Annotated in this window: 22 protein-coding genes; 12 read left to right on the forward strand and 10 right to left on the reverse strand. The window is 63.7% G+C overall.

The window, feature by feature from the left end:
* Nucleotides 1–67 precede the first annotated feature (67 nt).
* Both MFF64_RS30555 and MFF64_RS30560 read right to left on the reverse strand, forming a co-directional pair.
* Nucleotides 68–1,027: an MvdC/MvdD family ATP grasp protein gene (locus tag MFF64_RS30555; RefSeq protein WP_238193221.1), complete on the reverse strand. Its 960-nt coding sequence runs from the start codon at nt 1,025–1,027 to the stop codon at nt 68–70.
* 829 nt (nt 1,028–1,856) lie between these two features.
* Complete coding sequence (locus MFF64_RS30560; protein WP_099900109.1) at nt 1,857–2,363, reverse strand: Ros/MucR family transcriptional regulator; 507 nt, start codon at nt 2,361–2,363, stop codon at nt 1,857–1,859.
* Between the two features lie 394 nt (nt 2,364–2,757).
* Here MFF64_RS30560 and MFF64_RS30565 point away from each other — a divergent pair, with 394 nt between their 5' ends.
* Nucleotides 2,758–3,024, forward strand: a complete 267-nt coding sequence (locus tag MFF64_RS30565; RefSeq protein ID WP_099900107.1) for a hypothetical protein — start codon at nt 2,758–2,760, stop codon at nt 3,022–3,024.
* 330 nt (nt 3,025–3,354) lie between these two features.
* Here MFF64_RS30565 and MFF64_RS30570 read toward each other — a convergent pair whose 3' ends face one another.
* Together MFF64_RS30570 and MFF64_RS30575 are read right to left on the reverse strand one after the other, a co-directional pair.
* Complete coding sequence (locus MFF64_RS30570; protein ID WP_165795540.1) at nt 3,355–3,528, reverse strand: hypothetical protein; 174 nt, start codon at nt 3,526–3,528, stop codon at nt 3,355–3,357.
* A gap of 103 nt (nt 3,529–3,631) precedes the next feature.
* A complete protein-coding gene (locus tag MFF64_RS30575) occupies nt 3,632–4,066 on the reverse strand; it encodes a hypothetical protein (protein WP_099900105.1) in 435 nt (144 codons plus the stop codon).
* 181 nt (nt 4,067–4,247) lie between these two features.
* Here MFF64_RS30575 and MFF64_RS30580 point away from each other — a divergent pair, with 181 nt between their 5' ends.
* Entirely contained in the window at nt 4,248–4,490 is a 243-nt protein-coding gene (locus MFF64_RS30580; RefSeq protein ID WP_099900103.1) for a DUF4160 domain-containing protein, read from the forward strand.
* Nucleotides 4,483–4,902 carry a DUF2442 domain-containing protein gene (locus MFF64_RS30585; RefSeq protein ID WP_099900101.1) on the forward strand — a complete coding sequence of 140 codons (420 nt, stop codon included), beginning with the start codon at nt 4,483–4,485 and terminating at the stop codon, nt 4,900–4,902. The genes MFF64_RS30580 and MFF64_RS30585 overlap by 8 nt, the downstream gene beginning before the upstream one ends.
* 110 nt (nt 4,903–5,012) lie before the next feature.
* Here MFF64_RS30585 and MFF64_RS30590 read toward each other — a convergent pair whose 3' ends face one another.
* A complete protein-coding gene (locus MFF64_RS30590) occupies nt 5,013–5,324 on the reverse strand; it encodes a hypothetical protein (RefSeq protein ID WP_238193222.1) in 312 nt (103 codons plus the stop codon).
* Complete coding sequence (locus MFF64_RS30595) at nt 5,321–6,001, reverse strand: ParA family protein (RefSeq protein WP_238193223.1); 681 nt, start codon at nt 5,999–6,001, stop codon at nt 5,321–5,323. The genes MFF64_RS30590 and MFF64_RS30595 overlap by 4 nt, the downstream gene beginning before the upstream one ends.
* 894 nt (nt 6,002–6,895) lie before the next feature.
* Between MFF64_RS30595 and MFF64_RS30600 the strand changes: the two genes are divergently transcribed.
* Both MFF64_RS30600 and MFF64_RS30605 read left to right on the forward strand, forming a co-directional pair.
* The gene (locus tag MFF64_RS30600) at nt 6,896–7,510 is read left to right on the forward strand and encodes a chemotaxis protein CheB (RefSeq protein ID WP_238193224.1); all 615 of its coding nucleotides are present in this window, start codon (nt 6,896–6,898) and stop codon (nt 7,508–7,510) included.
* Nucleotides 7,503–7,868, forward strand: a complete 366-nt coding sequence (locus MFF64_RS30605; protein WP_238193225.1) for a hypothetical protein — start codon at nt 7,503–7,505, stop codon at nt 7,866–7,868. Before MFF64_RS30600 ends, MFF64_RS30605 begins: the two co-directional genes overlap by 8 nt.
* Nucleotides 7,869–7,921: 53 nt before the next feature.
* Here the strand turns inward: MFF64_RS30605 and MFF64_RS30610 are convergent, their stop codons facing one another.
* Both MFF64_RS30610 and MFF64_RS30615 read right to left on the reverse strand, forming a co-directional pair.
* A complete protein-coding gene (locus MFF64_RS30610) occupies nt 7,922–8,944 on the reverse strand; it encodes a chemotaxis protein CheB (RefSeq protein WP_238193226.1) in 1,023 nt (340 codons plus the stop codon).
* Nucleotides 8,945–9,688: 744 nt separating this feature from the next.
* A complete protein-coding gene (locus MFF64_RS30615; RefSeq protein WP_238193227.1) occupies nt 9,689–11,413 on the reverse strand; it encodes a sensor domain-containing diguanylate cyclase in 1,725 nt (574 codons plus the stop codon).
* 1,023 nt (nt 11,414–12,436) lie between these two features.
* Here MFF64_RS30615 and MFF64_RS30620 point away from each other — a divergent pair.
* The 3 genes from MFF64_RS30620 (at nt 12,437) to MFF64_RS30630 (ending at nt 14,921) form a co-directional block, all read left to right on the forward strand.
* Nucleotides 12,437–12,922 (forward strand): winged helix-turn-helix domain-containing protein, encoded by a 486-nt coding sequence (locus MFF64_RS30620; protein WP_238193228.1) that lies wholly within the window; start codon nt 12,437–12,439, stop codon nt 12,920–12,922.
* Nucleotides 12,919–13,476 (forward strand): IS630 family transposase, encoded by a 558-nt coding sequence (locus MFF64_RS30625; protein WP_273557183.1) that lies wholly within the window; start codon nt 12,919–12,921, stop codon nt 13,474–13,476. Before MFF64_RS30620 ends, MFF64_RS30625 begins: the two co-directional genes overlap by 4 nt.
* Before the next feature lie 374 nt (nt 13,477–13,850).
* Nucleotides 13,851–14,921 carry a methyl-accepting chemotaxis protein gene (locus MFF64_RS30630; RefSeq protein WP_238193230.1) on the forward strand — a complete coding sequence of 357 codons (1,071 nt, stop codon included), beginning with the start codon at nt 13,851–13,853 and terminating at the stop codon, nt 14,919–14,921.
* Between the two features lie 269 nt (nt 14,922–15,190).
* Here MFF64_RS30630 and MFF64_RS30635 read toward each other — a convergent pair whose 3' ends face one another.
* Nucleotides 15,191–17,575 (reverse strand): hybrid sensor histidine kinase/response regulator, encoded by a 2,385-nt coding sequence (locus tag MFF64_RS30635; protein ID WP_238193231.1) that lies wholly within the window; start codon nt 17,573–17,575, stop codon nt 15,191–15,193.
* 732 nt (nt 17,576–18,307) lie between these two features.
* Nucleotides 18,308–18,772, reverse strand: a complete 465-nt coding sequence (locus tag MFF64_RS30640) for a MarR family winged helix-turn-helix transcriptional regulator (protein WP_238193232.1) — start codon at nt 18,770–18,772, stop codon at nt 18,308–18,310.
* 230 nt (nt 18,773–19,002) lie between these two features.
* Between MFF64_RS30640 and MFF64_RS30645 the strand changes: the two genes are divergently transcribed.
* The 4 genes from MFF64_RS30645 to MFF64_RS30660 all read left to right on the forward strand — a co-directional run bounded on the left by MFF64_RS30645 (nt 19,003) and on the right by MFF64_RS30660 (nt 20,399).
* Nucleotides 19,003–19,257 (forward strand): hypothetical protein, encoded by a 255-nt coding sequence (locus MFF64_RS30645; RefSeq protein WP_238193233.1) that lies wholly within the window; start codon nt 19,003–19,005, stop codon nt 19,255–19,257.
* Nucleotides 19,258–19,263: 6 nt separating this feature from the next.
* Entirely contained in the window at nt 19,264–19,407 is a 144-nt protein-coding gene (locus tag MFF64_RS30650; RefSeq protein ID WP_238193234.1) for a hypothetical protein, read from the forward strand.
* 79 nt (nt 19,408–19,486) lie between these two features.
* A complete protein-coding gene (locus MFF64_RS30655) occupies nt 19,487–20,071 on the forward strand; it encodes a helix-hairpin-helix domain-containing protein (protein ID WP_238193235.1) in 585 nt (194 codons plus the stop codon).
* A gap of 55 nt (nt 20,072–20,126) precedes the next feature.
* Complete coding sequence (locus MFF64_RS30660) at nt 20,127–20,399, forward strand: hypothetical protein (RefSeq protein WP_099901448.1); 273 nt, start codon at nt 20,127–20,129, stop codon at nt 20,397–20,399.
* The last annotated feature ends 69 nt before the right edge of the window (nt 20,400–20,468 follow it).

Consider the following 20,468-nt stretch of genomic DNA (forward strand, 5'->3'; position numbering starts at 1 on the left):
AACGCCGACACTGCACTAACTTTGAACTTGGACCACCTCGTGGGGGCCGATCAGGTTAATCGCCTGATCATGCACGCGAAATCCGTAAAAGATTATCTACGATTGCACAGGTGATTGGCAGCCCCGTCAATGTTTCGACCCATGCCCATTGACCATTCGGATTGATTTCAAGGAACCAGTACGTACCATGACGGTCAAGCACAAAATCAATCGCTCCGAAGCGAAGCCCCAGAACACGCACAAGTTGGATCGCCCGCGCCTGCGTTTCATCGGGTAGGAGATGTATCCGATGACGCAGTTGGAGAACGTCCCCTCGCCTCCAATCGGTTTCTGTCTCGACTGTGTGTTGAGACTCGATCTCGACAGCGAAAGTCATATCACCCACGACTGTGACACGGACGTCACAAGCCTTTTGAATTTCATGCTGCGCAATGAATGGAGCGACCTTTACAGCTTCATTGTCATCGGATCTCAATTTTCCCTGTATGCGCGTCGTGAAAATGACACTCGACTCGTCGAGTCCTCTGATCGAACCGTTGCGGAGAGGTTTGACGATACTCTGTGCTGTACTCACGAAAGCATCGAGCGCATAGAGGTCATTCGTCACGAGAGAGGCGGGGGTTCGAAATCCGAGCCGTCCCGCGAGTACGATCTGCCAGATCTTGTTTTCCGCACGGGTGATGGCGGTCGGACTGTTCAACCAACGGTCATCAAGTTCGGCGTAGATCGCTTCGAGGAGAGCGGCCCACTCTCCAAGCGCATAATCCCGTTCGCCCGTATGCGCGACCATCGACAAGTCTGGCAACCTAGGGCGACGCAGATACGCGGCTTCCACTCTTGTAAGATCGATAGCTTGTTCCTCGGTCGCGATCGTCCAACCATTCCGCACGTCGGTCGATAGCCAACTGATTTGTGCTTTCGCCAAATCTTCAGTATTTAAACGAAAAAATTTCAGATCTCGACGACGAAGTTCTGCGATAACATGATCTGTTGTAATGTCCGTGCGGTTGGTGACCAGCAGGATCAAATTATTTATCCATTTGCTCGGCAGCGACTTCGGTGATGGTTGCGAGGCGATGCAGGGCGGTCTGGTCAGCCACCCAATCGTTCTGCTCCATGGCTACGGCCGTCACCGTTGTAACTGGCGGGGTTCCAGTCATCCGCGCGGTGTATGGGCTATCTGTCTGCTCCGCGAGGACTCGCGTGACGGTCTCCGTTGCCGCGCAACCATTGGCAGTGCCGATTAGCGCTCGCGGGCCATCATCTGTATCGACAAGCCACATTTGGCTCTTGGAGCAGTACCTGCCGGGCAACTGATCGGAGCCGGTCCTACGCTCTGCATATCGTGAGAGGAACGGTGATACCTTCTGATGCTCCGCTGCACCGTCACGCATGCTTGTCCCCTTTGATTTGTTCATACTGGTGATATCTAGGCCGGCCCAGACCGGCAATGCAATCGTTGCATGCGATCTTGGGTGTCGTAAAACACCTGTTTGACGACAGGGGACGGCGGCTCAGCGCCAGGATTATCGGTGTCGGGGCGGATCTGATGCCACCCGTAAGGTGAGCGGCGGGCCGGGGCGTTCCCTCCAGATGGAGACCCAGCCCGCCAGCCTCGCTGAAGGGTAATCGGAACAGCAAGGCACCTGCACTTAGCAGCGAAGCCTGACGGTCGCACAGACATCCGTTGGGTTGTGGTGTGACGAGGAAATTACCGGAATGGGGTGGGGATCACGTCCTCGAGCGCGAGGAAGATCCCCACGAGCGCGATCGCGAGGCCGGCGACGATCAGGCTCAAGGTCCTGAGCGGTAGGGTGCGCGCAGCTCCCGGCCGCTATGGGTTGACCGGGCTCACGTCATTCCGCAGCGGCAGCGGCGACCTTCTTTGGCCGACCACGGCGGGCCGGTGCAGGCTCGGCTGCCTTGCTCTCGGCGTCCACCTTCTGTGCAGCCGCCCGATCGCGCCGGATCTGGCCGAGGCCGAGGCTCTTGGCGAGCTCAGAGCGCTGGGCGGCGTAGTTCGCCGCGACCATCGGGTAGTCCGGCGGTAGGCCCCATTTTTGGCGGTACTCGGCGGGGGTGAGGCCACGGGTCGTCAGGTGGCGCTTGAGCGACTTGTAGGGCTTGCCGTCCTCCAGGCTGATGATGTGGTCCGGGGTCACCGTCCTGCGGATCGGGACGGGAGGTGTGGGCTTCTCGACCGCGGGCGCCGGCGGTGCGGTCAGCTTCGCCAGTGCTGCATGGGTTGCTGCGATGAGGCCCGGCAGCTCGGATGCCGGAACGTTGTTCTTCGTGACGTAGGCGCCGACGATGTCGGCGGCGAGACCGATAAAATCGGCATCTTGCTGTATGATATTATCCATGGGTAGGGCCCGATTTGCTCGTAATTTTGCTACCATAAGATAACGGATGTTTGGTTGGACGGGTCAAGCCTTATTACGAAGCATCAGCACATATTTCTTCTGAGTGCTGATTTGGAACAGGCCGAGGCTGTTTGGCTTCCGATGGCAGTTGGCTCGGGCGGAGCGGCTTTTAAGCAGGTCGACTGGCTGTGTGGTCACCCGCCGCCGCGCTTGTCTAGGAGCGAGCGCCAGGCAGTTGCATGATCGATCGCGCCGTGGCGCGCAGAAATTCGTTCCCTTGCGCAGCGTGCGCAGGGACACATCGCGCTGGTTGGCAGTCCCCTACATTCAAATCATCGAAAAGCAGGCGCGTCGTAGATACAAGCCTGCACAGCATCAGGAGCCAGAATACCATATGAAGACCCGCATCGCTGCCGTCGTCACCGCGCTTGTCCTTGGCGTCGCCCCGATCTCGTCCGCCATGGCATTCGGCCCCGAGTTCCCGTCCGCGTCGTCCTCGCCCCGTGACGTCGAGACCACCGGTTCGATCGGTGGCCGCACCAACACCAGCGTGCCGTTCTACGGCGCCTGCCCGATGAGCTCGGCCTCAGAGGGCAACGCCAACCAGCAGAACTTCCCGGTCAAGCAATACGGCCAGACCGCGGGCGGACATCGCTGCTGACCGACGCGGCCACTGACGATCTGGACCAACCATTCCGAATGGAAAGAACTCGACGATGAGCGACATGAAGCTTCTGCGCGCCGTGTCCTACGGCATGATCGGTGTCCTGGCCGGCGGCCTCGTCATGACCGTGTTCGGCACCGCAAATGCCTTGATGGGCCTGTAACGGAACAGGCGATCCAGCGGCCTCCTTGGGAGGATGGTAACCACACCCCGCCATCCTGCCCGGGAGCAGCGTCGCGTATCGGCTCCCCGTCGTGTGGACACGACACGCCCCGCCAAGCCTTCGGGCTGGCGGGGTTTTCTTTATTCCTCACCCGGCACCGCCAGTCAGTCCGGGTCGTTCTCCTTCGGGTCGAAGGGTTTGGCGCGCTCGTCGTCGGGCGATTGCGCGTCAGGGTCGAGGCGACCATCAACGATGCGGTCGTCGGTCTGCGGCTCCTGCGCCTGGCCGCCGCGTCCGTTCTCCGGATCATCCTCGTTCTTGGGCTTCTCGTCGGGCATGGGCGTCTCCTCTCGGAGACCGGCACATAGGGCCCGTTTCGCTCCGGGACGATGCGGCCCGCAGCTGCCGACGTTGCGGGCCTGCGGATCGAACCGAACGCCCTCAAGCCGCCGGATACGACCCCTGGAACAGGTCGCCCATGGCCTTGCGCCGGAACAGGGTGCGCCAGCGGCGGCGCTGATGCTCGTCGCGGTCGTGCAGCATGTGGCAGCGCTGGCAGAACGCCGCCAGGTTGGCGTCCTCGTTGTTGGCCGTGTCGTGGTCGCGGTGGGCTGCTGCTAGCACCACCTTCGTGATGCGGATCCGGGCGAGCAGGTCCTCGTTGCGAAGCCGCGTCCGGAGCCGGCGGCCCTGACCATCGCGCCAGCCCGAGATCTCTGCATCCCACCACCGGCCGTCGCCGAGATGGAAGACCCGCTGCAGGTGCGGACGGGCGCATTCCTCGCACCGGCCCCGCGCCCGGCGGAAGCGGATCGCGTCGGAGAGCTGGGGCCAGTCGATGGGATAGAAGAAGCGGTGCTCCGGCCGGATCGGCATTCCTGCTCCCCGGCTGGGCGGGCTCTCACGTCGTGTGAGGAGCCTATCACGCTGTACGGTTAAGCCTACCTTGCCGGATGGGTCCGCAGGGATCGGAGTGCGCCGCGCAGGAGCCTGAGCATGAGCCTGGAACCACGCGACGCTTCATCCGTTCCTAAGCGCTTGGGTTTCTGATACAGACATGCCGACGGTTCTCCGGATCGGATCGCTTCGCGTGGTGATCTACCCCAACGACCACCGTCCTCCGCACGTCCACGTCATCGGCGAGGGCTGCGAGGCGGTATTCAACCTCAACTGCCCCAGCGGACCGGTCGAGATCCGGGAGAACCACGGGTTCTCCTTCAAGCGTGCCCTGGCGATCGCCCGGGCCCTCGAGGAGAACCTCGCCCACCTCTGTGAGGAATGGAGAAAGATCCATGGATGAGGCGGCATTCGAGCGGGCTACCGCTGAAGGCGCGCGTGTCCGGCAGGAGGGCCCGTACGCGACCTCGGCGCGCTACCTAGCGACGGGCTCACGCCTTGTCGTGGGGCTTTCCACCGGGGCCGAACTGCGCGTGCCGGTTGCCCTGATCGAAGGGCTCAGCGGCGCCACGGCCGAGGATCTGCGCGAGATCGAGGTAACGCCCGCAGGCCTTGGCCTGCACTTCCCGCGCCTCGACGCGGATGTGTACGTGCCGGCCTTGATAGAGGGCGTGATGGGGTCTGGCCGATGGATGGCGCAGCAGCTCGGGCGTGCGGGTGGCAGCGCCCGGACGGAGCGCAAGGCGACAGCTGCCCGGGAGAACGGCAAGCTCGGCGGGCGCCCGCGCACGCGACACCACGAACTGACGGACTGACCATCCTTTCGGGTATTTGAGGAATTGATCGTCATGCAGCTGGCCCCAAGCGAAGACCTCGCCGGTCCGCGCTGTGGAAGTACAGTGACAGCTGTCAGGTAGAGTCCCTCTTAGACCGCTCCTTTGCGGATTGCTACTGCGATCCTCTTGAACGCCTCGCGATAGGACAAGCGCTCTGCCTTGCACCAAGCGAGGAAGACGTTGAGATCGGCGACCTCAGCCCGGACGTTGATCTGCGCCGTTGCGGCGTTCACCGGCTCGCGCAGCTTGAGGAGCTGCTCGCTCTCGCGCGCCACGAACCCGTGCCGCTCGGCCACCATGTCGGCCTCGGGCGGGGGCGCCGGGGGGGCGGGGGCAATGTCGGGCGTGATCGCGGCGATCTTGCTGCCGAACCCGAAGGACGGCTTCTTGTCCTGGCTCATGCGCGGGCTTTCTTGGTGAGGGTGGCGACTAGCTCGACGACCTCCTCGGAGAGGCGCTGCGCGTTCTCCTGCGCGGCCGGCACGCCATTGACGAGGATGGGGTCGAGTTCGGCTAGCGCAACGCGATAGGTGAACAGAGATTTGAACGCGGCGCGTTCATTCAGGTGCGTCGTGAGGACTGGGATCCCGGAGGCGCGCAACTCCTCGACGATCATCTTCTCGTTGCGGGTCGGGATCGCCGAGGATGTGCGGGTGAACACGATCCGGAACGGGATCTCGCGGTTCAGGACCTGCTCTTCCTCGCGCACCAGGTCGACGGCGCGAGCGGCCTGGGCCGCGTCGACAGCGCTCGCTTGCATTGGGATCAGGACGAGGTCGGAGCGGGTGATGGCGCGCGAGACCATGCGCGAGGCGGTGCCCTCGAGGTCAACGACGACGAACTGGCGCCCTCCCCTCTCACGGTCAATCGTCGGCACGATCGTGCTCTCGGTGACGTCAGAGATCACTCTCATCGCCGTGGCGCTCCCGCCTTGCGCCCAGGCGGCGATCGGCCGGTTGGGGTCGCAGTCGATGAGCGACACCGTCCCACCGAAATGAGCGAGGGTCGTGCCGAGCACGAGCGCTGTAGTCGACTTGCCGGCCCCACCCTTGGGGTTGGCGACAGAGATGACGGGCATGGGAGCAGCCTCTGGCGGTAGCGCTACGAACCTTCGCGAAGAAACCTTAAGCTTCCCCTTGCATGTATGAGCTTCTGCTTGCAATAGCTAGCTATCCTATCAATGCTAGCATTGCTAGGATAGCTAGCAAAAAATATCAAATTCTAGCGCAAGTGGATGCTGCAGCGAAGAGCGTGGGGTTTATGCCCCGGACGCGCCTCCCCCGAACGCCCCGCCCCTGTCCCTCGGGTATGCCCATCTGAGACGCTGGCGTGAGACATCGACTATGAGTCGGCGCTGAACACAAGCCGGCCCTTCAGAAGCCCACCAGCTCTCTTCTAGATCCACGCGAGACATGCCACGGGCGTTTGGGCGCGACGTCGTATGTCAACAAAACGACCAAAAATCTTACACGCCGGCGAGCAGTTTTGGCTGACGTGCATGGCGCGAGACGCGCCCGCAGCGGTGGATATCGGGAAACCGTATCACGGAATCAAATGTCGGGAAAACCCGCGCAACCGGACATTCCTGGCATCAACCGCGAAGGACCGCTCAGGGTCAGGAGTTCGTCTGCCGGCTGGCGGCATGAACCGATCCGAGGCCCTCTGGCGCGGAACCGCCGCTCCCGACCCTGAGGAGCCATTCGATACGTCAGCAAAGAAGGGCTCCTGATGGATGCATAGCGGACCTTCGAGGGAGGCCAGCCGGCGCCAACAAGCAGGCTTAGCTTTTCCATTGAGTTCCGCGTGCTCAAGGGACGGAGCAATCCAGAATTCTGAGCCATCCGTTTGGCATGGGCTGGGCAGCCATCTGAGATGCTCCACGACGGCAAGCTCTTATCGGAAATCCTCAACATCATGGGGCGAAACCGGTAGCGGTCGCGTTGACATACCAGCACGCAAGGAAGGAGTGCTGGTGAGTGGCTTCGCAATTGTCGTGATTGGCGCCTCACTGGGCGGTGTCCATGCCCTCCAAGAACTCGCTGCTGGGCTCAATCCTCGGACGCCAGCGGCGTTCTTCGTCGTGCAGCACATCGGCCGCCACCCCAGTGTGCTTCCGGCCATCCTCAACCGCTGCTGTGCGCTCCCAGTCATGCACGCCTGCAATGGACAGACCTTCCGAGCCGGGCACATCTACGTCGCTCCCCCCGATCATCACCTCCTTCTGAAACAGCACGAGATCTGCCTATCCCGCGGCCCCCGCGAGAACTTCGCCCGACCAGCCATCGACCCACTGTTTCGTTCAGCTGCCTGCGGTTACGGTCCCAAGGTGATCGGCGTGCTACTCACCGGACGCCTCAGCGACGGCGCGGCTGGCCTACATGAAATCAGAGAGCGGGGCGGTCTGGCCATCGTGCAACATCCTGTCGAGGCAGTGTGCCCCGACATGCCCGTGAGCGCGCTTCAACACGCAGGGGCCGATTACGTCGCGCCGCTGATAGCCATGCCGGGACTGATCTCAAAGCTTGCAGACAGCGTTGTTCTCGGAGAGGAAGCGTTGCCCCAGATTACTGGAGCGGAGCATGGGTGACGGTTACAAGCTCGACCCTCCCTTCACCCTCAGCTGCCCGGAGTGCAGTGGTACGATGCATCGCACCGCGACGGGCACGATGGTGCAGTACCGCTGCCACATCGGGCACATTCTTACGGGAGCGGCGATGCTGGAGGCGCAGGCAAATGTCTTGGAGATGCGGCTCGGGTCAGTGCTCTCGCTGCTGAATGAGCGCGCCGAGTTGTGCCGGCAGCTTTCTGAAGGCGTCATGGCCCAGGGACAGGATCCAGCCACGCTTGAAGCAGCCCGCAAAGAGGCCCTGCAGAGAGCCGAGACGATCAGGGCTCTGCTGGAGAGCGATTGGGCGCAGCCAGATCCGAAACTCGGCTTATTCTGACCAGCGGGCCGAACTGATTACCCGGCCTCCATTCTGCTGGGTCAGCGGCCTGCCTAATCCCGCAACGTATCGGCGCTGATAGACCTCTGTTTCGTGGCCTGCTCCTGGAGGACCAGCGCACGTTGCTCCATCTCGCGAGCCGAGCGTGAGAACTGGGCTGCCTCATCCGGCTTGCCTGTCCCTTCAAGCTGCCGGGCCATGTCGTCGAGCAGCATGACGCCCTCCTCCAACGCCCGCGTCGCGCTCCAGAGCGCCTCCTCGGCCGTGTGTGTGATGCCGGAGAGAAGTGCGTCAGCCGAGAAGCCGTGGCCGGTGTGGCAGCGAAAGCGGGTGTGTGACCCCTCCGTGATCCTTCTCAGCGTTCCGTGACACTCAGGGCAGGTGAAGGCTGTTGGCTCGCCAAAACGCATGATGCCCCGCTGGAAGCCGTTCTCAGAGCCAGCCACGGCCACTTCGACCTTCATGCGCTCGGACACATCCGACGGCACCTGCACGGTCGCACTCACCGGACCTCGAACCAACTGTCCGACGAGCGGCCCAATCTCGGCTGCTGGCAGAACATGGTCGACCTCGACCTCTGCCAAGGCGTTGAGCGGCATGCTGTCGACCGCGGCGTCCCTGGGATCCTGCACAATCGTGGTGCCGCCAAAGCGCTTGATGCTCCACAGCCCTGAGGTGCCGTCGTTGAGCAAGCCGGAGAGCACGATGCCGATCACCTGCTCCTTGCGCGTGTACGCTGCGGAGCGGAACAGCGCGTCGATGGAGGGGCGGAACCGGTTCTCCTTGGGCCCATGCTTCACGCCGACGTGGTCGCCGTCGACGAGCAGGTGGTAATCTGGCGAGGAAACGTAGATCTGACCCGGTCGGAGATCCTCGCCATCTTGGGCGTGCACGGCTGGCAGCGGACCATGTCGATCCAGGATGCGAGCGAGATTGCTGTTGGTGTACGGGGCAATGTGCAGGACGACGAGCACGGCCGCATTCAGATTGGCCGGCAGACCTGCGACGAGCGCCTGAAGGCTCGGCACACCACCGGCCGATGCTCCCACCACAACGATCCTGCAACCCTGGCCCATCGCTTCCCTGCCTCCGACGCATCGGAGCCGGTTAGCAGACCCCAACGGCAGGTTAACGCAGATCAATCCCGGCGGTGCCTCTAACTCTGGCTATGAGGACTGATGGTCCTTGCGAGGTGCTCGGCATCCTGCTGGTGGCTGGTCCCGGAGCGGCGTCGCTCAGGGGAAGCCTAAACTCACAACGCTCAGGCTGCGAATGCCCACGTCCGCTTCCTGAGGCAATGCAGTCCCTTGTGGGCGCCAGGTTGAATGCCGGCTTCCCACCCCATGCGGTCGTTTGGTGGCGGCGGATCGCAGTTTCGCGTGGGGCCAGCAGTTCGCATGCCGCCTGGTCGGCTGTGCGCCAGTTGCGGACCTCCGGTCCGTGTCGTCCGAATGGCTGCTCGTAGCCCGACACCGGACCTTCAGGCTTCGCTGTCTGCGTTACGGCAAAGTCTCCTCGCCCATTCGCGTAAGGGGGGCGTATGGAACCCGGGATCCGGCACGAAGGGTCATGATCGATCCTCAGCGGCGGCTATCATTCATCGGGTGCACTGGCCCCGGTCCATCAGGATCTAGCCTCATTGGAACGCCCAGCCGCACTGGTTCCCATCGGATAGTTTACATGCCCTGGGTTCAGTTCGGATGGTTGGACCGCAATTTCTGAACCACTTCAAGGGTGGTTCACTGGAGGCATGCCCAACCCGCGCGGGGCCAGGTCACGCGTGCGGTGTCATCCGGTTCATAAGAGCTGTGACCGACAAACTAGGCGGCCGCTCGCAGGCTGGCCGACGGCTTGCCCTCGAACATACGCACGCAGTTGCGCCCGCTCGACTTAGCCGCGTAGAGCGCTTCGTCCGCACGCGCGATCACGCGGTCAATATCATCGTCCGCCAACTCAGCACTGGTCATGCCGACGCTGATTGTCGCCCTGAGGCACTGCCCCTCCGGCTCGAAGACGGTGCTGGCGACCGTCTGGCGGATCCGGCCTGCGAAGATCGCCGCACTTTGCAGATCGGTCTCTCGAAGCAGGACCACGAACTCCTCGCCGCCAAATCGCGCCACCTTGTCGGTGGTCCGGATCGCGTCGCTGATGATCCGGCCAACCTGGCGGATGACCTCGTCGCCCGCCGCGTGGCCATAATGATCGTTGACGCGCTTGAAGTGATCGATGTCGATCATCAGGACGCAGATGCCGTGCTGGTAACGCTTGAAGTAGCTCATCGCATCGTTGGCCAGGGGCATGAATGCCCGCCGATTGAGCAGGCCCGTGAGGCCGTCGGTGTCGGCCAGGACCTGCATGGCGTGGAGATCGGCGCCGAGGCGCCGGACGCGATCCTCCGCAGCATGCACGGCGTCCGACGACTCGGCCCGGATCTGCCGCGCGTCCTCCTCGGCCGTGCCGATACGTCTGAGGAGCGACCGAACCGCGGTGGACAGGCGCAGAACCTCGGGAGAGCCGTGCACGCGGTGCGTCATCCGTGCGTCTGGCTCCCGTCCAATGCGATCGACTGCCTCCGTCAGCCGCGTCAGGGGTCGGCTCAGCCGACCGGCGATCAGCCCAATCCCGATTGTGCTGAGCAAGGCGGCGCCGAGGCCGAGCAGAAGGATCAAGCTGGTCAGGTGGTTGGCGCCCGCCAGCGCCGTGTCGACCGGCTGCAAGGCGACGACGATCCAGCCGAGGCCTGCGTAGTCGCCCCGGCCATGGGTGGAGGCTGCCGCAGCGAGCCGATCCCCGCCCGCGCGGCGATCCATGAAGCGACCGGCAGCAAGTTCCGCGGCCGTATAGGGTGCTGCTCCGAGGTCTGGTCCGAGCAGGACACGGCCAGACCGATCGAGGACGATGATGTCCTCCTTCAACTCCGGCCTGCGGGAGGACAGCACCTCGTGCCGAACAACTTCGGCCCAGCGCCAGCTGAGATGGGCTCCGAGCACGCCGACGATCCGACCCGAGTTGTCGCTGACCGGGGCGGCCACATCGACGAAGTGGAACTGCGTACCATCGGCGCGTGGCTTGAGCAGGGACTCTAGCAGGACCGCCGCATGAACGTCCTCGACAGCGGCCTGCCGGATACCGTTGACGAACCAGGGGCGGCTTCCGACGCTCGCCCCTTCGAGGATGCCGCCGGTGGCCGCGCGTACCCGGCCATCGCGTTCGGCGAACCCGATCCACGCGTAGTCCGGCAGCGTCCTCTGCATCGCGGCGAGCACATTGCGCAGGCTGCCGGTGTTCTCCAGCCAATGAGGCTGCAGGGGTTCGAGGGCTGCGACGTTGCGGATCTCGCGCAGGCGTTCGGCCATGTCCTGGTCGAGGCGGTCGGCTACGGAGCGCGCCACCTGTTGAAGGGCGTCCTGAGCCATGCCGGTAGCCTGCTCGCGTGCGAGCAGGGCGGACCCGACTGTCGTCACGCCTACGACCGTGAGGCCGATGGCCCCAGCCAGCAGGTTGATCTGACGCTTGAGAGGAACTCTGTCGGCAAGCCTGAGCATCCGGGGCACTCTTATCGACGATACTTCTATGCCGCGGCTGATGAAGCCAAGTAAAATTTGATTGGTTTATTTTTTTAAACAATGATCTGTAGCACGTAAGAATTTTGTGCGCATCAGGTATTATCGTGCAGACAAAAAATCTTTGAAATAATTTTTGTGCAAGTCCAACCGGTACAGCTGGACCAAGCCGCGGCCATCTCTTTCCACGAGGGTAGCGGCATCACCGCCAGCGGCTTGCGACGCGAGCACCAGGGTGGCCGGCTGCTCGCCGCACCCACACCCTAACGAGTGTCTGGATCGCCGCTCGGCCTTGCTGCTAAGTGCAGGTGCCTTGTCGTTCGGACCACCCTCCAGCGAGGCCGGTGGGCACCCGGCTCACCTGCACGGCCGACCACAAACCACCACGGGATGTCGGAATGCCACGGGCGTTCAGAGCATCGGCGGTAGCCTGCAACGTCGTCGCGCCACTCGCCCGGATCTACTTGATGGTGGACATCAGATCGGCGGCACGTTGCCTTGCTCGCTCCCGACGCACGCGGATGCTGGTCTCGCGGCCTTTGACGATGAACCTGTCAAGTACCGTCTTCATCCAGCTCACCGGATTATGAACCCCTCAGCCTCAGGTAGCTGGCCCCAAACGCAAGCGGTCGGCCATCCGCTTGGACCTCAGCAATAAGATGGTGGGATGTCGATCGACGCCAGGGACATGCCGACCGTAGGGGTTGGCCACGCCGCCGGCCCTCCGGCCGCGAGGGCTCGGTACACGGAGCCCTTGCCGATGCTGAGCTTCGCCGCGATGGCGTTTACGCTCAGGTCCTTCGCGGCGAGCGCCCCAATCTAATTGGGCCTCGCACCGGCTCGCACGATCTGCGCCATGCGCGAGCTATGCGCGGCCGACCACGTCTGATACCGCTGCGCTTAGGCTTTGACTCGTCGGGGTTTTCACCGGTTCGTGGAGGTGATTCACTGCTTCCCTGAACCGGGGAGGAGCCTGTGACGCGTGCCGTCGAGATCCGGAGTGATGTGGCCACAGCCACCGAGCTCCGGCAGCAAGCCAAGCGGGAGCCGCGTCGGCGGACAGCTCTGCGCCTGCTGGCTGTTGCCAACGCCCTCGATGGTATGAGCCGGGCGGAAGCGGCGCGGGCCGCTGGCATCGAGCGACAGGCGCTGTGCGATGCCGTCAAGCGCTTCAACGCCGAGGGGCTCGCCGGTTTGATCGACCGCCCGCCCGGCCGCCGGCCAGAGCGTCTGAGCGAGGGCGAGCAGGCGGTGCTGGTCCACCACATCCTGCGGGGGCCCGATCCCGACCGGGGCGAGCCCGCCAGCTGGACCCTGCCGGACCTGTGCCGCTTCATCGAGGCCCGCTTCGGCAAGACCATGCTGCCCCAGTCGATGTCGCGCCTGGTGCGCCGGCTGGGCTTGTCGAAGCAGAAGACCCGCCCGGTTCACCCGCAGCGCGACGCCAAGGCTGCGGCAGCCTTCGCAAAAAGGGGCTCCGCGCGGCGCTGACGAGCGCTGCCGAGGCCCATCCCGGCCAGCCGATCCGCCTCTTCTTCATGGACGAGGCCCGGGTCGGGCAGAAGGGGCGCAGCGGCCGTCGCTGGTGGATGCGCGGCCAGCGTCCGGCGGGACGCTGCGACGGCCGCTTCCAGTCCGCCTACATCTTCGCCGCCGTCGAGCCGCAGACCGGCTCGGCGTTCGGTCTGGTGCTGCCGCGCGTCTCGACCGAGGCGATGAGCCTGTTCCTGGCGCAGTTTGCGGCCACGATCGAGCCGGACACGCATGCCGTCGTGGTGCTGGACGGGGCAGGCTGGCACATCGCCACGGATCTGCGCGTGCCCGATACCGTGACGCTGGTGCGGCTGCCCGCCTACAGCCCCGAGCTCAACCCGGTCGAACGCATCTGGCTGTACCTGCGCGAGCGCTTCCTCTCGGCACGCGTGTTCCCGGACTACAAGGCGGTCCTCGACGCCTGCTGCACCGCCTGGAACGCACTCACCGCTGAGCCAGAGCGTGTCCGCTCCATCGCCAACTTCCCATACATCGCACGCGTCAATGCTTAAGCGCGGCGGTATGAGAACATTTATTTTCCGGCAAAGCATCGAACGGACGGCCTCAATGGGAGATGCCGCGGCGGCGAGCGAGAACATCAGAGGGCTCGCGAGAGTGGACGATGTCGAAGCGCACGGCCGGCGGGGTGCGAGCGTTGAGGTGGATCGCGTACATCAATACGCACTCCCAGAGAGGAAATCACATACCTGCTCGAATTACCAGGGATGCTTCTAACTCGCTCAATGTACATATCGTAACAACTGCAGGTTATTTTACAATTGCATCTTCTCGCATAAATTTTATTAATCATCTTAGTTCAAAGATCACGATCGATATCAGGGGCGACCCGAACGAGGAGATCGGCGTGACGAAACAGGCCCAAAGGATGAGCAAGGATCCGGAAGGGGAGAATTGCGACCTATCGGACATCGCTGCGGCGGCGACGACCCTGCGCCGGGTGGCCCACGACAAGACGCAGCGCATCCGCCGCATCACCCATCAGGTGAAGATGCTGGCGCTCAACGCCCGCATCGAGAGCAGCCGCGTCGGCGAGCTGGGGCGCGGCTTCACGGTGGTAGCCAACGAGGTCGGGGCCGTCGGCGAGGCGATCGCCGGCCTCGCCCGGGAGCTGGAGGCCGACGTCGACGGACGCATCGTCGGGCTGCAGGAGCAGGTCTCCCGGCTGGTGGCACGGGCGCAGGGCGAGCGCCTAGTCGACCTCGCCCTCAACGCAGTGGAGCTGATCGACCGCAATCTCTACGAGCGGACCTGCGACGTGCGCTGGTGGGCGACCGACGCGGCGGTCGTGGCCTGCGCGGCCGAACCCTCGGCCGAGGCGGCGGCCTTCGTGGGAAAGCGGCTCGGGGTGATCCTGTCGGCCTACACGGTCTACCTCGATCTCTGGTTGTGCGACCTCGACGGGCGCATCCTCGCCACCGGCCGGCCCGACCGCTTCCCCGGCCTGCGCGGCCAGAGCGTGGCGCAGGAGCCCTGGTTCCGGCAGACCGCCGCGCTCGCCTCGGGCGACGAGTACAGCGCGGCTGATATCCGGGCTGAGAACCGCCTCGGCGGTGCGCAAGCGGCGACCTACTGCGCCAGCGTGCGCCGGGACGGCGAGGCCACGGGCCGGCCCCTCGGCGTGCTGGCGATCCATTTCGACTGGGAGCCGCAGGCGCGGGCGATCGTGCAGGGCGTGCGGGTCGCCCCCGAGGATCGTGCCCGCACGCGGGTGCTGCTCGTCGACGCCGCGCAGAGGGTTATCGCCGCGAGCGATGGGGTCGGCCTCCTCAAAAAGCGGCCGGAGTTCGACCTCAACGACCCCGTCAGCGGCGTCGTTCCGTCGAGGGACGGCAAGGGCCTCGTCGCCTATCACCGCACGCCCGGCTACGAGACCTACCGGGGCCTCGGCTGGTACGGGATGATCGTGCAGGGGGTAGGTCAGACCGGCACAGGATGAGCCGGCGCAGCAGCTCCAGGGCCGCCTGGTCAATCGCCCTTAGGGTCAGCGGGAAACATGGGGTCGGACAAAATCGCCTGGATCATCGCGCTCAACTGCATGTAGCTACATTGCGCCTGCGGTAACAGGTTGAGCCAGATAACATTCGGGACTATTTCCGATCTTGAACATTCCATTTATCCGAGGTTTCGAACTCGCTTTTGGCCCACTCACACAATATAAGATTAATCGTAAGTATTCATCCACTGCACAGGATGCGCATTCACAAGTTAGCGTTGCTGTTTTGAGGGCTCTCGCATGAAGAGTGATTTGGCGATCGTCTGCCTCAAACTTTCCGGCGTGTAGGGCTTTACGACGAGCGAAGCCCGCAGGAACGCGGCGTCGGACGAGACGGCGCTATCACCCGATGCAAGAACCACGCTGATGTCAGGCCAGCGCTCCCGCGCCGTTCTCGCCAGCTCCAGGCCGGAGATGCCGGGCAATCCAACGTCGGTCAGGAGGACATCCACTCTCTCAAGCTCCAGCAGCTTGAGAGCCTCTTCCCCGCTCCTCGCCTGTCGAACCTGACATCCTCCATCAGCCAGCATCTCCGCCGTGGTACTCCGGATGAGGTTGTCGTCCTCGACCAACAATACGGCTGCGCCCTTCAAGGCATTTTGGCTGGAAGGCTTTGTCACGACTGGAGGGGCAACTTGGCGCTGTGCCTGGTTGGCCAGCACGTGCCTAATCTTCCGCGCTAACGCCTCACGTGAGTAGGGCTTCGAGAGAAGTTCGACGCCAGGATCCAGCCGTCCGCCATGAACAATGGCGTTTCGGGTGTACCCAGAGGTGAAGAGCACCGCGACGTTGGGCAGCCGCTCTTTGGCTTTGCGCGCGAGTTCAGGGCTGCGCACGCAGCCCGGCATCATCACATCGGTAAAGATCAGATCGATGGGAAGGCCGCTCTCCACGATTGCTAACGCGCTCGCGGCATCCCGCGCCTTCAGCACGCGGTAGCCGAGTTCACCGAGCATCGAGACCGCGACCTCACGGACCTCGTCATCGTCTTCGACCACCAGCACGGTCTCGTCTCCACCGCGCACTTGGCCGTGAGGCACCACGACCAGAACGTCCTCGCTCTCCATCGCGCGCGGCAGGTAAAGCTTGACCGTCGTGCCCGAGCCCACCTCGCTGTAGATTTTGATATGCCCGCCGGACTGCTTCACCAGACCGTAGACCATAGCAAGGCCCAAGCCGGTGCCTTTGCCCTCAGGCTTTGTCGTAAAGAACGGCTCGAAGACCCGGTCCAGCGCGTCGCGTGGGATGCCCTCGCCCGTGTCGGTGACCGCGAGGAGTACGTACTGGCCAGCCGCGACGTCGTCGTGCGTCCGCGCGTACTCGTCATCCAGAGAAGCGTTGCCGACCTCAATGGTGAGGTGGCCGTGGCCATCCATCGCGTCACGCGCGTTGATCGCCAAGTTCAGGATGGCGTTCTCAATCTGGTCGGGATCGACGAGAGTGTTCCAAAGCCCACCCGCCACGACAGTCTCGATCTCGACCTCTTCGCCCAGCGTGCGGCGAAGCATGTCGTCCATACCTTGAACGAGCCTGCCGATGTTGATGACCTTGGGCTCCAAAGGCTGACGCCTGGCGAAGGCGAGGAGCTGCGAGGCGAGCTTCGCGCCGCGCGCGACCCCAGCCAGAGCACTTTGAACCCGCATCTCAGCGCGACGATTGCCGGCGATGTCCTTGCTCAGCAGCTGTAGATTGCCGCTAATCACCTGAAGCAGATTGTTGAAGTCGTGCGCAACCCCGCCTGTAAGCTGCCCGATGGCTTCGAGCTTTTGCGACCGCATTAAGGTCGCTTGCGCATCGCGGAGTGCTTCTTCGGCCTGGCGGCGCTCGGAGATGTCGCGTGTGACCTTCGCAAAGCCGATCAGCTGGCCCGCATCGTCCCGAATGGCGTCAATGACAACGTGCGCCCAGAAGGTCGTCCCATCCTTGCGGACTCGCAGCCCTTCGTGCTCCCAGCGCCCCTCGCGCGCGGCGGTCTCTAAGCCCGCTTTCGGAACGCCGATGTCGCGATCTGCCTGCGTATAGAAGTCAGAGAAGTGACGGCCGATGATCTCGTCCGGCGCATAGCCCTTGATCCGCTGGGCGCCCGCGTTCCAACTCGCGACTTCGCCGCGCGCGTTCAGCATGTAGATCGCGTAGTCGGTGACGCCTTGTACGAGCAGCCGGAACTGCTGTTCGCTCTCCCTCAGCTTGGCCTCGGCAGCCCTACGCTCGCTCAAGTCGCGGGTGATTTTCGCGAAGCCGACGAGGTCGCCGAGAGGTGAGCGGATTGGATCGATGATCACGTGGGCCCAGAACTGCGTGCCGTCCTTGCGCACGCGCCAGCCCTCGCGTTCGAAGCGCCCCGTCCGAGCAGCCTCCTCCAGGGCCCGCGCCGGCACTCCCTCTTCTCGCTCGGCGTCGGTGTAGAAGGTCGAGAAGTGATGGCCGATGATCTCGTCGGCCTCATAGCCCTTGAAGCGCTTGGCGCCCGGGTTCCAGCTGGTCACGTGACCGTCGCGATCCAGCATGTAGATCGCGTAGTCGGTGATCGCCTCAATGAGCAGCCTGTAGCGGCCATCAGTGCTGAGGGCCACGTCGGCACGATCCGGATTTGGCATTGAACTCCTGACACCGATCCCGGCTGCGGTCTTGGCGATGTCGGCTCAAATGGCCCACAACGCAAGCTCGATGTGAGGTGGGGCGTGCTGAGCACGCTTTAGCTGCGTGCTATAAGCATGGGCTAAACTTACTCGACGGAAATCACACTGCGAGCAAGCGGACACTCTGAGGTTCCGAGAAGGGTCGAAAGCTGCCTAAAACGACGCTCACAATCCGTTAGGGCATGCCCGTACGGACAGCCAGGGGCCCACGCATCCAGCACCAGCAATCATACCAATTGTTAGTAGGCAAAATGTTTGATCGCTTTATGATGGGCGCCCTATCCCAAGCTGCAAGCACCTACCATGCAACCCACCTCACGGTGCGAGCCCCTCCTGGTCAACACCGCAGGCCTTGACCAGCAGGGCTGCCTCATCCTCGTGAATGACCAGCTCTTCGCCGTCATCGTCCGGATCGAGCGCGATGAGCACCTTGACCCCGAGCTCTGGGAACGCTGGTTCCTTGAGGCCGGGTTCGGGCCCTGCCAGGCTCCCACCCTCAACTCAAGCTTCGCCTCGCCAGCTGAGGCACTGGATTGGGCGCGCGAGCAGGTCCAGCAGCGTGATCGGGACGGTCTGACCCTGAACTAAGATCTTTCTCAGGCAGGCAGTGCTGCGCGCGGGCGCATGGTGGGTGCTGCCACCCGCGATTTGCCTCCCCCGATCCGAACGTCAGCGTTCGCCGCGGTTGTCTTACTCCGCTGCCTTCTCACCGGTGGGCAGGTTGCGCAGGAGCGGCGTGATGCGGCGCAACTCCAGCCTGAGATCCTGGATCGGCTCCTCGCTGTCGCCCAGCGCACACACGATCTGCGCCCGCACCGATCCGATCCGCTCGCGCAAGCTCCGCCCCGTGTCCGTCAATCCCACCTGCAACTGGCGCTCGTTGCCCGGCACACGCACCCGGGTCAGGTAACCCGACGCCTCCAGCCGCTTCAGCAGGGGCGTCAGCGTGCCAGAGTCGAGCTCCAGCCGCGCTCCGATCTCCTTCACGCTCAGCCCGTCCCGCTCCCACAAAGTCAGCAGCACCAGGTACTGCGGATAGCTCAGGCCAAAGGGCTCCAGCAGCGGCTTGTAGGCGGCCGAGAAGGCGTGGGCGGCCGCGTAGACGGCGAAGCAGAGCTGGTGGTCGAGCCGGAGGGGATCGTCAGGGGCGCTCATAAGCAGGTTCACTGGGTTGAATTGATAATAGAAGAATATCTCTCTAGTTGCATAGCGCAATAACGGTTAGAGGGCAAGATAAAAGATTAGCCTTTCGTGCGCGGCTGCCGGGCAGGAAAGATCCTGCGCATGCCTATGCAGAATGGCCTAGGCCTTCGTGCTATCTTGAGAGCTAAGTGTTAGAATTCTAATAACTGGATCACTAACAAAAATGGCCTGGGGAGGCCAGCATGGTCCGCATCACTCGCACCGCTTCAGGTCCCAAGCACTGCACCATCCAACTGGGCCTGCTCGCGGCATTGGGGAGCCTGACCGCGCTCCTGGCCGGCCTCACTCTTGTACCGGAGCCAGCTAATTCCTCGCCGGCCGCTTCTCCTGTCGTGACCACGATCCAGGTGGCTCCCCAAACCCCTCCCAAGGTGACCAGCTCCAGTGAGACCCAACGCGCGGTGCGCGTCGTCTACCCCGGCCCGATCACCCGCTGAGCCGCCATGACCACCCTCGCCACCGCAGCCTTTGCTTCAATGCCGGCTACCTCGCACGGGCCGCAGTGGCTGCGCGCCAGCCTCGGCTTTGCTGGTTCGACAGCCCTGCTGATCCTCGGCATGCTCACGCTCGGCCATCTCGCCGCCTGAGCCCTCCCGCCTCATTTCCGAGGGCTGTCGCGACGCGGGCAGACCTTTGCCGCTCCCCACGCGTCGTTGGGCTGGCACCATGCTGAGATTTGTCTACACGCTGCGTCTGTTCGCGCTCCTGGTGCTCGCGGGTGGCGCGGGTCTGGTTGCCGTGACCCTCAGCCGGCTGGAGCTGGGCGAGGCTTACGCGACATCACCGGCGCTGCCTGCTCTGCAGCCCGCCCGCTCTGCCCCTCAGGCTCTTGCGAGCGCACAAGCTGCGCCGAGCACCACCACGCCCTCTGCTCCTGCCGAGATGCAGGCCCTCGCCGGCGGGCTGCGCGCCACGGCGAGCCGCTCCGCCCAGGCACCGAGCGCGCCGGCGGCTCTGACCGTCGCCGCACTCTCTGCTCCAGCGAGTTCACCTGCTGGCGGGAGCCGGCCCGGCGATCCGGTCAGAACAGCGGTCTTGGCCTCGGCCGAGCCGCGGGTGAGCACGAGCAGTGGTGTGGACCTGAACACGGCTTCTCTCGCGGAACTGAACGGGCTGCGCGGTGGTGGTGCGATCGGGCGGGCGATCGTCCGCGGCCGGCCTTACCAATCCGCCGAGGAACTCCTGAGCCGTCGTGTGCTCAGCCGTGCTCGTTTCGAGCGGATCAGGGATCAGGTGCGCGTGCGCTCCTGAGTGTTCCGTGATCCCTCAATCCTGCTCTGGGCATGCTGAGCGCAGCCTCGGCAGCATGCCGGCAGAGCTTCGTGCCTGCATCCCCCAGACCGACTTGGACAACCTGCAGGCAGGTCGATCGCCTCCCCTGCTGCAGGACGCGATCAGCCTCCGGCGCGTGCTGGACGAGCTACGAGCCCAGCACTCGCTCGATGCCGCCACCCTTGCCCGCATCATCACACAGATCTTTATTGTTGATCTTGACCTCCTCGCCGAGGAGCTGAGAGCGATCGAGCACGAAGACCAGCGCGCCCCCAGAGCAAGCGCGATCTCTGCCGCCGGTAATTAGCCTCATTTTCGCCAGTCACATTGTGGCCGTACTTGCAGGTAGATTGCGCATCACGAAAAACAACAACGG

The organism is Methylobacterium frigidaeris (assembly GCF_022179185.1).
In the GTDB taxonomy this organism is placed as follows: Bacteria; Pseudomonadota; Alphaproteobacteria; order Rhizobiales; family Beijerinckiaceae; genus Methylobacterium; species Methylobacterium frigidaeris.